General features: G+C 65.5%; 13 protein-coding genes. 9 read left to right on the top strand and 4 right to left on the bottom strand.

Translation table 11 applies throughout. The annotated features are described in order from the left end of the window. Positions 1 to 49 precede the first annotated feature (49 nt). From plsX to ABC728_RS09385, 4 genes are all read left to right on the top strand, one after another. A complete protein-coding gene (gene plsX / locus ABC728_RS09370) occupies positions 50 to 1,132 on the top strand; it encodes a phosphate acyltransferase PlsX (RefSeq protein WP_416620529.1) in 1,083 nt (360 codons plus the stop codon). Next, positions 1,132 to 2,106: a beta-ketoacyl-ACP synthase III gene (locus ABC728_RS09375; RefSeq protein WP_416620530.1), complete on the top strand. Its 975-nt coding sequence runs from the start codon at positions 1,132 to 1,134 to the stop codon at positions 2,104 to 2,106. The genes plsX and ABC728_RS09375 overlap by 1 nt, the downstream gene beginning before the upstream one ends. Before the next feature lie 141 nt (positions 2,107 to 2,247). Beyond that, complete coding sequence (locus ABC728_RS09380; RefSeq protein WP_445376360.1) at positions 2,248 to 2,565, top strand: integration host factor subunit alpha; 318 nt, start codon at positions 2,248 to 2,250, stop codon at positions 2,563 to 2,565. A gap of 8 nt (positions 2,566 to 2,573) precedes the next feature. After that, positions 2,574 to 3,140, top strand: coding sequence for a MerR family transcriptional regulator (locus ABC728_RS09385; RefSeq protein ID WP_416620532.1), 567 nt, complete (start codon positions 2,574 to 2,576; stop codon positions 3,138 to 3,140). 10 nt (positions 3,141 to 3,150) lie between these two features. Here ABC728_RS09385 and msrQ read toward each other — a convergent pair whose 3' ends face one another. From msrQ to ABC728_RS09405, 4 genes are all read right to left on the bottom strand, one after another. After that, positions 3,151 to 3,756, bottom strand: coding sequence for a protein-methionine-sulfoxide reductase heme-binding subunit MsrQ (gene msrQ, locus ABC728_RS09390; protein ID WP_416620533.1), 606 nt, complete (start codon positions 3,754 to 3,756; stop codon positions 3,151 to 3,153). Next, on the bottom strand, positions 3,756 to 4,697 hold the full coding sequence (msrP, locus tag ABC728_RS09395; protein ID WP_416620534.1) for a protein-methionine-sulfoxide reductase catalytic subunit MsrP: 942 nt from the start codon (positions 4,695 to 4,697) through the stop codon (positions 3,756 to 3,758). The genes msrQ and msrP overlap by 1 nt, the downstream gene beginning before the upstream one ends. Before the next feature lie 161 nt (positions 4,698 to 4,858). Beyond that, positions 4,859 to 5,524: a DUF2987 domain-containing protein gene (locus ABC728_RS09400; protein WP_416620535.1), complete on the bottom strand. Its 666-nt coding sequence runs from the start codon at positions 5,522 to 5,524 to the stop codon at positions 4,859 to 4,861. 15 nt (positions 5,525 to 5,539) lie between these two features. After that, positions 5,540 to 6,358 carry a class II glutamine amidotransferase gene (locus ABC728_RS09405; protein WP_416620536.1) on the bottom strand — a complete coding sequence of 273 codons (819 nt, stop codon included), beginning with the start codon at positions 6,356 to 6,358 and terminating at the stop codon, positions 5,540 to 5,542. 283 nt (positions 6,359 to 6,641) lie between these two features. On the opposite strand from ABC728_RS09405, the gene ABC728_RS09410 reads away from it, so the two are divergent. From ABC728_RS09410 to ABC728_RS09430, 5 genes are all read left to right on the top strand, one after another. After that, complete coding sequence (locus tag ABC728_RS09410; protein WP_416620537.1) at positions 6,642 to 6,821, top strand: CsbD family protein; 180 nt, start codon at positions 6,642 to 6,644, stop codon at positions 6,819 to 6,821. Positions 6,822 to 7,170: 349 nt separating this feature from the next. Continuing rightward, complete coding sequence (locus ABC728_RS09415) at positions 7,171 to 8,103, top strand: ribose-phosphate pyrophosphokinase (RefSeq protein ID WP_416620538.1); 933 nt, start codon at positions 7,171 to 7,173, stop codon at positions 8,101 to 8,103. A gap of 241 nt (positions 8,104 to 8,344) precedes the next feature. Beyond that, positions 8,345 to 9,796 (top strand): amidohydrolase, encoded by a 1,452-nt coding sequence (locus ABC728_RS09420; protein ID WP_416620539.1) that lies wholly within the window; start codon positions 8,345 to 8,347, stop codon positions 9,794 to 9,796. Then, positions 9,793 to 11,094, top strand: coding sequence for an amidohydrolase family protein (locus tag ABC728_RS09425; protein ID WP_416620540.1), 1,302 nt, complete (start codon positions 9,793 to 9,795; stop codon positions 11,092 to 11,094). Before ABC728_RS09420 ends, ABC728_RS09425 begins: the two co-directional genes overlap by 4 nt. Positions 11,095 to 11,270: 176 nt before the next feature. After that, a complete protein-coding gene (locus tag ABC728_RS09430; protein WP_416620541.1) occupies positions 11,271 to 13,445 on the top strand; it encodes a TonB-dependent siderophore receptor in 2,175 nt (724 codons plus the stop codon). The last annotated feature ends 163 nt before the right edge of the window (positions 13,446 to 13,608 follow it).

Here is a 13,608-nt window from a genome sequence, read left to right on the forward strand (position 1 = left end):
TTGCGCCTGACGGGCCCAGATTGACGCGGCATTGAGGACATCGAAGGACGTGACGACGCGCCTGCGGATCGCTCTGGACGCCATGGGTGGCGACCATGCCCCCGACATGGTTGTCGAAGGGGCTGACCTTGCACGGGAGCGTTGCCCCAACGTCGATTTCCTGTTCGTCGGTGACGAAGCGCGCATCAACGCATTGTTGGAACGCCACCCGGCTTTGAAATCCATATCCACGGTCCGGCACACGCCAGATTTCGTGGCGATGGATGCAAAGCCGTCGGTGGCGCTTCGTTCTGGGCGCAATTCCAGCATGCGGCTGGCCATCGATGCGGTCGCGGCCGGTGAGGCCGCCTGCATCGTATCGGCCGGCAATACCGGCGCGCTGATGGCCATCGCCAAATTCGTGCTGAAGACCCTGCCGGGGATCGACCGGCCGGCCATCGCCTCCATCATGCCGACTCAGCGTGGTGAGCTGGTGATGCTGGATCTGGGCGCCAATCTGGAATGCGATGCCGACAATCTCGTGCAGTTCGCCGTCATGGGCACGGTGTTCAGCCGGACCGTCCTGGGCCTGTTGAACCCGACCATCGGCCTGCTGAATGTCGGGTCGGAGGAACAGAAGGGCCATGAGCAGATTCGCGAGGCCGCCGCCGCGCTGCGCGCCACGCCGCTTGCACCCTATTTCCACGGCTTCATCGAAGGCAACGATCTGGGGCTGGGCACGGTCGATGTTGTCGTCACCGACGGTTTCACGGGCAATATCGCCCTGAAGACAGCGGAAGGCACCGCCAAGCTTTACGCTGAGTTCCTGAAGCGGACATTCGGGTCCTCGCTTCTGGCCAAGCTGGGCTATGTCCTGGCTTCCGGCGCGTTCAACAAACTGCGTCAGCGCATGGATCCCCGGCGATACAATGCCGGAATGTTCCTGGGCCTGCGCGGCATCTGCGTGAAAAGCCATGGTGGCACCGACGCCGTGGGCTTCTCCAATGCCATCGCAACGGCCTTCAACATGGCCAGCCATGGTTTCAACGACAAGATCCGTGACCAGTTGGCGGCATTGCAGGCGGCTCTGACCGCCGCCGCCGACAAGGCCAGGGACGACAGTGCAACGGGTAGCGAAACGGCGGTAAAGTAATGGCGATCCGGTCTGTGATCCTGGGCTGCGGCTCCTACCTGCCCGAAAAAGCGCTGACCAACGCCGATCTGGCGAAGATCGTCGACACCTCCGATGAATGGATCACCGAGCGCACCGGCATCCGGTCCCGCCACATCGCCGCCGATGGGGAACTGACCTCCGATCTCGCCTATCAGGCCGCTGTCGCGGCCCTGGCGCATGCCGGTATCACGGCCGGAGAACTGGATCTGATCGTGCTGGCCACGGCCACGCCCGACAACACCTTTCCCGCCACGGCTGTCAAGGTGCAGGCGCGGCTGGGCATGACCCGCGGCGCGGCCTTCGATGTGCAGGCCGTCTGCTCCGGTTTCGTCTATGCCCTGTCGGTCGCCGACAATTTCATCAAGGCCGGTCAGGCGAAGACGGTTCTGGTGATCGGTGCCGAAACCTTCTCCCGTATCCTGGACTGGACCGACCGCACCACCTGCGTGCTGTTCGGCGACGGGGCCGGGGCGGTGGTCCTGCGCGCGCAGGAAGGTGCCGGCACGGCCGACGACCAGGGCATCCTGTCCACGCACCTGCATTCCGACGGCAACCATCACGACCTGCTTTATGTCGATGGCGGCCCGTCCAGCACGCAGACCGTCGGCCATGTGCGCATGCGCGGTCAGGAAGTGTTCAAGCATGCCGTCGTCAATCTGGCCGAGGTGGTGAAGGAAGCCCTGGCCGCCAATGGTCTGGCGGCAGACGCCATCGACTGGCTGATCCCGCATCAGGCCAATCGCCGCATCATCGAAGGCACAGGCCGCAAGCTTCGGCTTCCGGCTGAACGGGTGGTGGTCACGGTTGACCATCATGGCAACACTTCCGCCGCCAGCATCCCGCTGGCCCTGGCGGAAGCCGTGCATGACGGCCGGGTGAAGCGCGGCGATCTGCTGCTTCTGGAAGCCATGGGCGGCGGCTTCACCTGGGGCGGGGCGCTGGTACGGTTCTGAGCCCGTTATCAACGGCACAGCCTGTTTGCGGGTTTCCCCTTCTTTTGCGGGGTGGGATCAGCAATTCCCGCCAACCATCTGAATTGACGGATTTCTCCTGTCAAAGTACCGTCATCGCTCGATAAATCGGGGAGGACGAACATGACCAACACTGTCACCCGCGCGCAGTTGAGCGAAGCCGTCTATCAGGAAGTGGGCCTGTCCCGGAATGAGTTGGCCGATCTGGTGGAAAGCGTCCTGAATGAGATATCCGACGCGCTGGCCAATGGTGACATGGTCAAGATTTCCTCCTTCGGCAGTTTCGCGGTGCGGTCCAAGGGCCAGCGCATCGGCCGCAATCCCAAGACCGGGGAGGAAGTGCCCATCCTGCCGCGCCGCGTTCTGGTCTTTCGCGCCTCGCACGTGCTGAAAAGCAGGATCAATGAACGGTTCGAGGCCGCCAGCGGCGGGAAAGGCTGACCCTGTCGATGACCGACCTTTCGAGCGATGGGACGAAGGCCAAACCGGGGGCTGCCAAGTCCGCCTCCGCCTTCCGGACCATCAGCGAGGTGTCGGTCGAGCTGGAAGTGCCGCAGCATGTGCTACGGTTCTGGGAGACCAAGTTTCCCCAGGTGAAGCCGATGAAGCGCGGCGGCGGCCGGCGGTATTACCGGCCGGACGATGTGGAACTGCTGCGCCGCATCCAGTCTCTGCTCTACCAGGACGGGTACACGATCAAGGGCGTGCAGAAATTGCTGCGCGAGTCGCGGGGTCTGGCCGGCCTGCCGCCGCCCGGCACCCGCATGCCGTCGCTGTTCGATGCCGACGAGCCGGCGGACGAGGCAGGGGGGGCGGATCATGCCGATCCCGATATCCCGGCCGAGGGGGAAGGCGAGGACGACCCCGTCCGCTCCCCTGGCCCGGCTTCTTCCCCTGGCCCGGCCCCCTCCCCTGTCACGGCGACGTCACGGCGCGCCCCGCTGTCACCGGACGTGCGCCAGGCCCTGTCGGAAACATTGATGGACCTGCTGGCCATCCGACGCCTGCTGGAATGACCATCCCTGGTCAGGGGGCACGGTGCGACCGGCCGCGCCACAGGCGCCAGCCCAGCAGGGCCAGCACGATGGCAGCATAGACCAGCGGTTCCAGCGGCCAGGATTTCACCAGCATCACATAATGCAGCGCTCCCGCCAGGGCGGCCGGATAAACCAGCTTGTGCAGCCGGGACCAGTTGCGGCCGCCCAGCCAGCGGATGGCGGCATTGAAGGAGGTGGCGGCCAGCGGCAGCAACAGTAAGAAACCCGCCATCCCCACCGTGATGTAGGGCCGCCTCAGAATGTCGGCACCGACGGAACGCCAGTCCAGCCCCTGGTCCAGGACGGCATAGACGCCGAGATGCAGCAGCACATAAAGGAACGCCAGAAGGCCCAGGGCCCGGCGGTATTTCAGCAGGTTGATGCCCAGTTCGCGCCGCAGCGGCGTCACGGCCAGCCCGGCGATCAGGAAACGCAGGGCCCATTCCCCCAGGGCATGTTCCAGCACCTTCAGCGGATCGGCCCCCAGGTCGCCGTATATTCCCTGCCAGAAATAATAGACCGCCGGCACCAGACCCAGCAGATAGACGGGCCAGGTGGGCATCCGGGGCGGCGGGCGGGGTCTGGCCGGCGCCATCAGTAGAATTTCCGCAGATCCATTCCGGCATACAGTCCGGCCACCTGCTCGGCATAGCCGTTGAAGGGCAATGTCGGCCGTCGCTTGGCGAACAGGCCGCTGCCTTCTCCGATGCGCCTCTCCGTGGCCTGGCTCCAGCGGGGATGGTCAACCGCCGGATTGACGTTGGAATAGAAGCCGTATTCCTGCGGCGCCTGCATATTCCAGCTCGTGGCGGGCTGCTTGTCGGTCAGGCTTATGCGGACGATGGATTTGATGCCCTTGAACCCGTATTTCCAGGGCACAACCAGCCGCAGCGGGGCACCATTCTGGTTGGGCAGGCTCTCCCCGTAAAGCCCCGTGGCCAGTAGGGTCAGCGGATGCATCGCCTCGTCCAGCCGCAGCCCTTCGCGATAGGGCCAGTCCAGAACCTTGATGAAGCCGCCCAGGCCCGTCATCTCCGCCGGACGCACCAGCGTTTCGAACGCCACATATTTTGCCGATCCCAGCGGCTCCACCTTGGACAGAAGGGCCGACAGGGGAAAGCCGACCCAGGGGATCACCATCGACCAGCCTTCGACACAGCGCATGCGGTAGATGCGTTCCTCCAGCGTCACCGCCTTCAGGATGTCGTCCAGATCGAAAGTCGCGGGCCTGGCCACCATCCCGTCGACCTTCACGGTCCAGGGACGGGTGGTGAGACGGCCAGCATTGCGGGCCGGATCGGATTTGTCGGTCCCGAACTCGTAGAAATTATTGTAGCCGGTAATGTCCTTCCGGCTGGTCGGCGGTTCATCCGTCGACAGGGGGCTCCGCATGCCCGGCATGGGCCCCGCGCCGGCCGGGACGCTGCCCGCCAGCATCAGGCCGCCGACACCGGCCAGCAGGCGCCGACGATCAAGATAGACCGCACGCGGGGTGACATCACGTTCGCAAAGGTCCGGGGCTTGGCGCAGCAACATGGGACATCCTTCCATCCGGCAAGGGGGAAACCGGGGCCATCCTTGCCAAGATAGACCACCTGCCCGCCCCGACCAGCCTGGATTGACGTCCACCGGCTGTCGCCCGGCTTTCACCGGCATGAATTATCTGCAATGCGCCCGGCTGGCGCCCCCCCCCGATATCAGCCCTTCGTGGTCAACACTGTGTAGGAGACGGGATGGCTGAAGGTCAGGGTGGGATTTTCCCGCGCCAGATTGCGGTCGTTGGGAATGTTGATGCGGCCGCGATTGTCAGCCTTCAGGACACGGCGGCCCTTGGCACCGTCCAGTGTCGCCGTGCAGTCGGGACCGCATACGACGCGCAATGTGCGGGGCGACGGCGCCAGGAATGACACGACGCCCGCCTCCCGGTCGATCAGCTTGCCGAACTGGTCGAAGGCCTGCTTCACATCGGCATAGGGAAAGGCGGCGGCAGCCGGCAGCTTCATGCCGATCTGGGCCCGCATCTTGTAGCTGCCTTCCGCCTGATTGATGGTCACCGTGGCACGCACCGCGACCCAGTCGGGCCGGAAGGGCATTTCCACCTCCTGGTCATCGCCATCCACCACCAGCGGCATCTGCCCTTCGGGCGTGGAAATGACCATGGTCACCGGCAGGTCCAGCGGCCCCGCCTTGTCCGCAGGCTGCACCGACAGGCGCAGGGCCAGCCGGTCGTAATTGCCGGCATAGAAGCGGACCATCTCGTCATGGAATTCCTTGTAGGGCGCGGTATGGGAACCGGGTGCCGCCAGCGATGGCTGGGCCAGCGACGGCATGACAAGGATGGCAGCGAGAATCGGGAAACGCATGGGGCCGGAAACTCCTCAACCGGGCGGATCAAAGGGAAAGACCTGGACATGCCCGCCCTCGGCCACCAGGAAGCTGCCTTCGGCAACCTCGTTCCAGTGGCTGGCATCCTCGTCCAGCGGTTCGGACAGGACCATGACGGACTGCCGCCCCTCCCCCAGGACGACAAGACCATCGCGGCAGCCCTCCACGCGCCCCGCCGTCCAGTAAAGGCTGGGCGACCGGCCATCGCTGGACCAGCGCAGGGCATAAAGCCGGCGGCCGTCGGTACAGGCCGCCGTCATGCGGAACGGCTCCGACACCCCCTCCCGCGCCATCAGGTCCAGGATCTGGGCCACGGTCCGCGCGCAAGCGGCGACGGGGTCCGCCATCAGGCCATTGCCCAGCGCCAGATGGAAGAAGGCCTCACTGTCCGTCGACCCCTCCCGGGAGCGATAGAGATCGCGGCGGATCATGCCCTCCACATCCTGACGCACCGAAGCCCAGCCGCCGATCTGGCCATTATGCATGAACAGCCAGTCTTCATAACGGAAGGGGTGGCAGTTCAGGCGCGAGGTCGCCGTGCCGGTGGAGGCGCGCACATGCGCGAAGAACAAGGGTGAGCGTATCTGTTCGGCCAGCGACCGCAGATTGGCATCCGACCAGGCCGGCATCGTATCGCGGTAAAGACCGGGCCGCGGCAGGTCGCCGTACCAGCCCAGACCAAAGCCATCGCCATTCGTCACAGCCACGCTGCGCTGGGCGGACAGGGACTGCCGGATCAGCGAATTACGCGGCTGGAACAGCAGCGTATCCATGGCGATCGGTATACCGGCATAGGCCAACCAGCGACACATCGTCCTTTATGCCCTCCTACCTTTCTCGGCCCGCGCTTCCATCAGGACGGTGCGGACATCGGGCGGGCAGCCCTGCAAACCCGCTTATGTCCTAGAGTTAATCAGGCCGGCATGGCGGGACAAGGGCAAACCGACGGCATTTTGAACATTGTTCGAAATATCATTCCGCCGCCCGCCTCTGTGACATTGCAAGGAAGCCGCGAAACAATCCCGGTGTCTTGCCGTTAATGGGTCACAGGGTCGCCAAGACGGCCGACCCATCCAACACGACGGAGGCACTCCGATGAGCGGTGAGATCATCAAGGGCAAGCTGAACGAAGCGAAGGGCAGTGTGAAGCAGGCCGTGGGCAAGGCAACCGACAACCGCAAGCTGGAAGCCGAAGGCACGGTCGACAAGGCCAAGGGCAAGGCCCAGCAGGTGGCCGGCCATCTGAAGGAAGCGGCCCGCGAGGTCCGGCACTGACGGGAGCGGTTCCCGGCGCCTCCCCATCAGCACCGGGAACCCGGGCGGCGAAAGCCGCCCACCGCGCCGGGGCCGGACCCGCCCGGCGGTTCTGGAGACACCGGACCGTCCGCCCACCCACCGGCCCCTGGCTGCCACCGGCCCCTTCCACCGCCCTGGTGGAAGGGGCCGGTTCGCATTCGCGTCCATGTGATTGCCGACGGTCACACCGTTGTAGGGTGCAACGGTCGCGGCGTTTACAGTCCCAGGGGTCGGGGTTATGGTGCGCCCGCCTTCGTGAAGGTTTGGCGACACCCTGGGTGGTGCCGCCGTCCACCCTTGATCACCACCACAGACGGGCAGCACGACCATGAAGCTGATCGCCGGGAACAGCAATCAGCCTTTGGCTGAAGCCATTTCGCATTGCCTTGAAGTCCCGCTGACCAAGGCAACGATCCGCCGCTTCGCCGACAACGAGATCTTTGTCGAGATCAATGAGAATGTGCGCGGCGAGGATGCGTTCGTCATCCAGTCGACCTCGTTTCCGGCAAACGACCACCTGATGGAACTGCTGGTGACCATCGACGCGCTGCGGCGCGGGTCTGCCCGCCGAATCACGGCCGTCATCCCCTATTACGGTTATGCCAGGCAGGATCGCAAGACCGGCCCCCGCACGCCGATTTCGGCCAAGCTGGTGGCCAACCTGCTGACCACGGCCGGCGCCAACCGCGTGCTGACCATGGACCTGCATGCCGGCCAGATCCAGGGCTTCTTCGACATTCCGGTCGACAATCTGGTCGCGGGCGGGGAGTTCACCAAGGATATCAAGGAGAGCGTGCGGGTCGACAACCTGATGATCGTCTCCCCCGATGTGGGGGGTGTGGTCCGCGCCCGCGCCATCGCCAAGCGGCTCGACGCCGATCTTGCCATCATCGACAAGCGCCGCGAACGCGCCGGCGTATCGGAGGTGATGAACGTCATCGGTGATGTGACGGGCCGTGACTGCATCCTGATCGACGATATCGTCGACAGCGCCGGCACGCTGTGCAACGCCGCGATGGCGTTGAAGGAGCGGGGTGCCGTGTCGGTCCGCGCCTATGTGACGCACGGCGTGCTGTCGGGTGGGGCCGTGGACCGTGTGGCCAAGTCGCCGCTGGACGAACTGGTCATCACCGACAGCATCGTTGCGACGGAAGCGGTGCGCAATTCCCGCAACATCCGCCAGCGGTCCATCGCCCGCCTGATGGCCGACGCCATCGAGCGCATCAGCAACGAACGCTCCGTGTCCAGCCTGTTCGACTGATCGATTTCAAGGCTCAATGGCCTGTTGCCCGCCAGGCCCCCGCCCATCAGGGCGGGGGCTTTGCTTTTCGGCCTCACCCGCTTCCGGCCGTCGTGCGGCATGAAGCGGTCGCCGGTGGCCCACCGGATACACAAAGCAACCAAAGAGTTACAAAGCCGTTACACCCCGATCCGTTGACGTGCCCCGCCGGCACGACCCACACTGACGCCTTCGTTTCAAGAACAACAATGGAGCGGGGGCTATGGCGCGGTCGCGGACCGGACGCTGGATGGTGGCGGGGCTGGCTTTGGTGCTGGCGGGCTGCACCACGGGCCAGGCGGCAAACCAATCACGGGACAAGGATGGCAAGGAACTGGCGCGGGGCCTGGACCCGTCCGCCAACCGCGACCCGTATCCCAGCCGCTATGTGCCGCAGCCCAGCGGGCTGGTGGCGCTGACGGGGGCCACATTGCTGACGGGTGCCGGAACGCGCGTCGATGGCGGCACCATCATCGTCCGCGACGGCCGGATCGAAGCAGTGGGAACGGGCCTGCCTGTGCCCGCGGGTGCCACCGTCATAGACGCCACAGGGCGCTGGATCACGCCCGGCATCATCGACATGCACTCCCACCTGGGCGTCTATGCCTCGCCCGCCGTGCAGGCCCATTCCGACGGCAACGAGATCACCGACCCCAACACGGCGCAGGTCTGGGCCGAACATTCGGTCTGGCCGCAGGACCCCGGATTCGAGCGCGCCCTGCAAGGCGGTGTCACGGTGCTGCAGATCCTGCCCGGCTCGGCCAACCTGTTCGGCGGACGGTCCGTGACGGTCAAGAACGTGCCCGCCCGGTCGGTGCAGGAGATGAAGTTCCCCGGCGCGCCCTACGGGCTGAAGATGGCCTGCGGGGAGAACCCGAAGCGGGTCTATGGCGGCAAGGGCCGCGCGCCGGGCAGCCGCATGGCCAATGTCGCCGGTTACCGCAAGGCGTGGGTGGAGGCGGCGGAATATCGCCGCAAATGGGACGATTACCATCAATCCAAGGACAAGAAGGGCGACCCGCCCAAGCGCGACCTGCAGCTTGACACGCTGGCCGACGCGCTGCGCGGCGACATCCTGGTCCACAACCATTGCTACCGCGCCGACGAGATGGCCGTGATGCTGGATGTGGCGAAGGAGTTCGACTATGGCGTCTCGGCCTTCCACCATGCCGTCGAAGCCTACAAGATCCCCGACCTTTTGAAGGAGGGGGATGCCTGCATCGCCACCTGGGCGCACTGGTGGGGCTTCAAGATGGAAGCCTATGACGGGGTGCCGGCCAATGCCGCCATCGTCCACCGCGCCGGGGCCTGCGCCATCATCCATTCCGACGACGACACGCTGATCCAGCACCTGACCAAGGAAGCCGCCCAGGCCATGGCGGAAGGCAATTACCTGGGCCTGGACATCAAGGAGGAGGAGGCCATCACCTGGGTCACCGCCAACGCCGCCCGGAGCATCGGCGTGGCGGACAAGGTCGGCACGCTGGAACCCGGCAAGATGGCCGATATCGTGGTGTGGAGCGGCAATCCCTTCTCCATCTACACTTTGGCCGATCTCGTGCTGATCGACGGCGTGGTCCAGTATGACCGCAGCCGCCCGGCCACGGCGCCGCGATCCGATTTCGAACTGGGCCAGACCGGTCCGGACGTGTTCATGCAGCGGGGGGCCGAATGATGCGCGGGTTCAAGCAGTTCCTTTTGGGGACCGCGCTGGTGGCGCTGGCCCTCGGCGCGGCCCGGGCGGAGACCATCGCCATCCAGGGCGTCACCCTTATGACGGGCAATGGCGCGCCACAGGGCAATGCCACGCTGGTCATCCGCGACGGGATCGTCGTGGCGGCCGGCGCCGGGGTCATCGCGCCGGCCGGCGCCACGCTGGTCGATGGTACGGGCAAGGTGGTGACCCCCGGCCTGTTCGTGTCCAGCAGCGATATCGGGGTCGAAGAGGTGAGCGCCGTGCCCACCACCAACGACAGCCGGGCCGACAATCCCCGCATCACCGTGGCTTACGACCCCTCATATTCCGTGAACCCCGCCAGCACGCTGATCCCGCTGGCCCGTGCCGGCGGCGTGACACGCGCCGTCGTCATGCCGGCCGTGGCCTTCGGCGACGGCGCCCATGTCCATGAGGGTGAAACCGCCGGCCATGTGGAAGAGCCGCTGTTCCAGGGCCAGCCGGCCCTGATCCATCTGGGTGCCGCCCCCGACATCATCGTGCGTCCGCGCATCGGCGTGGCCCTGCCGCTGGGCGAAAGCGCCGCCAGGAATGCCGGCGGCAGCCGCAGCCTGACAGTCACCATCCTGAAATCAGCGCTGGAGGATGCCCGGCATTTCGCCGCCAACACGGCCGCCTTCAACCAGGGCGCGACACGCGAATACGGCCTGTCGCGGGAAGATCTGGCCGCCCTGGTCCCCGTCGCGCGGGGCGAGGCGCCGCTGTTCCTGGCGGCTCATCGCGCAGCCGACATCCGCCTGGCCTTGCGTCTGGCGCGGGAGGAGAAACTGCGCATCGTGCTGCTGGGGGCTGAGGAAGGGTGGATCGTGGCACCGGAGATCGCCGCGGCCGGCGTTCCCGTGATCATCAAGCCCACGACGAACCTGCCCGGCCGCTTCGAAACCCAGCGCGCCCGGCTGGACAATGCCGCCCTGCTGGAAAAGGCCGGCGTCACCGTGATCATCACGGGCAGCGCCGATGGCCATTTCGCCAATCAGGTCCGGTTCGAGGCCGGGACCGCCGTGGCGCATGGTCTGCCGCGGGACAAGGCCATCGCCGCCATCACCAGCCGTCCCGCCGCCCTGTTCGGTGCGCCCGACAGCGGCGTCATCGCCATCGGAAAGCCCGCCGATCTGGTCCTCTGGGGCGGTGACCCGCTGGAACCCACGGTGCTGGCCGAACAGGTGTTCATCAACGGCGTGTCGCAATCGCTCCACACCCGCGCCCGCGCGCTGGAGGAACGTTACAAGCCACGGTGATGGTGCAGCGTCTCCCCCGCTGGCCTGGCACGGCCGGCGGGGGATTACCCTTGCGCACCCCCGCATGAGCCTTCCGCAAGGGTCATATGCGGTTAAGAATGATTTTCATATTCATGGTAAGCCCATACAACGAGATGTGAATAATTCGCATGTGCGAGATTTGGGGGAGCCGGAATATGAATATCTTGTCCAGGCAACGGCCAGCCGCGCGGCTGGCATTGCTGTCGCTGCTGCTGGGGGGAAGCAGCCTGCCGGCGCTGGGGGCCGAACCCGATGCGGGCCTGCAGGTTGCGGATGCCGATGGCATCGGGCGGGACCAGATCGTCGTGATCGGGGAACGCGCACGCCGCAGCAGCGGCGGGACCAAGACCGACACGCCCGTGGCCGTCACGCCGCAATCCATCGCCATCGTTACGGCGGAACAGATGATGGAACGCGGCGCCCTCTCCCTTCAGGATGTGCTTCTGTACAGTTCCGGCGTGCGGTCGGACGCCTATGGCCAAGACAGCCGTGTGGACAGCTATCAGGTTCGCGGCACGCGCCCGTTGCAATATCTGGACGGCATGCGCACGGCCTATGATTCCTACAACAACGCCCGCGCCGACACCTACATGCTGGAGCGGGTGGAGGTGGTGAAGGGTCCGGCGTCCGTGCTGTACGGCCAGGGCAGCGTCGGCGGCGTGATCAACCTGACATCCAAGCGCCCCGCCTTCACGGCAGCCGGAGAGGTTCTGCTGTCCTATGGCAGCCATGATCGCAAGCAGGTGCAGGTCGACATGACCGGCCCCCTGGACGAGGCCGGTACCCTGGCGTTCCGTATCACCGGCCTGCTGCGCGATGCCGACACCCAGGTGGATCATGTGGATGACGACCGCTGGTTCATCGCGCCGCAACTCACCTGGCGTCCCACCGACCGGACGGAAGCGACGATCCAGCTCTATCATCAGCGGGACGATACGGGCCTGACAACCCAGTTCTTCCCCTGGTGGGGCACGCTTTACGACAACGCCAATGGCAAGATCGATTTCAGCACCTTCATCGGGGAGCCGGATTTCGATGAATACAAGACGAAGCAAACCAACCTGTCGGCCTTTCTGGCGCAGGAAGTGATGGATGGCCTGGTGTTCCGCCAGAATTTCCGTGCCGCCTGGAGCGAGGTGACCTATCAGACCATCTATTCCAATTCCTTCAGCAACCCGTTGAACCCGTTCCTGTCGGCGGGTCAGGCGGGTTATACGGGGCCGCAGCGCACCGTCGGCCGCTACCTTTCCGGCTCCTATCCCGAGGTGCGCACCCTCTCCTCCGACAGCCAGCTTCAGGGCGATTTCACCACGGGCGCGCTCAGCCATGTGCTGTTGGCCGGCGTGGACTGGCAGGATTATCGCCAGGAGCTGCAGCAGATCACCAGCCGCCTGACCACGCCCATCGACCTGTATGATCCCGTCTATACACCGGGCTTCGCGGCGCCGGCCCGCACGAAGGGCAACAGGACCGAGCAGAAGCAGCTGGGCTTCTACCTGCAGGACCAGATAAAGTGGCAGGGCTGGAACCTGTTGCTGGGCCTGCGCCGTGACAATGCCCGGTCATCGACCCTGACGCCGGCCGGCGTGAAGACGAAGAAGAAGGATACCGCCACCTCCTACCGCGCCGGCCTTCTGTATGAGGCGCCGGGCGGCATCGCCCCCTATGTCAGCTATTCGGAAAGCTTCCTGCCCGTGGCGGGCACCAACCTGGCGGGCGAGGCGTTCGATCCCCAGATCGGCAAGCAGTGGGAAGCCGGCGTGAAATGGCAGCCAACGCCGGAGACCCTTGTGACCACGGCCCTGTTCGACCTGCGCGACACCAACCGCGTGACGACCAGCCCCACCAACCCGCTGGACCGTGTGCAGACGGGGGAGATCAAGGCCCAGGGCTTCGAATTGGAGGCGCAGGCCACGCTGCTCGCGCTCTACACCGTCAGCGCCAGCTACACCTACACCGACGCGAAGACATCCAGGAGCAATGTGGCCACGGAGATCGGCAAGCCTGCCAGTTCCTCCCCACGCCACATGGCCTCCGCCTTCGTCACCCGGGCCTTCCCCCTGGCCAATGGGGCGGAGTTCAAGCTGGGCGGCGGCCTGCGCTATGTCGGCAGCCAGACCGATCAGAACAGTGCCCGCACCATCATCATCAACACACCGGCCAACATGCTGGCCGACCTGATGGCCTCCTATCAGCAGGATGCCTGGCGCCTCAGCCTCAACATCAACAACCTGACGGACGAGAAGTACATCTCTACCTGTCTGGCCCGCGGCGACTGCTTCCTGGGCGCACGCCGTTCCGTGGTGGGCACCCTGGGCTATCGCTTCTGACCGGCAGGCGGGCGGCCACCAGCGGCCGCCCCTTTGCCGCCGCGCGGGCCGGCCATCGGCAGCGCGCAACGGTGCTCAACCTTGACTCCGGGCCGGTTTACGCCTACAAGGCCGCACCATTTTCGACGGCGTACAGCACCCCTGGAGGCTGGCGCCACTACCG

This window comes from Niveispirillum fermenti, assembly GCF_052474395.1.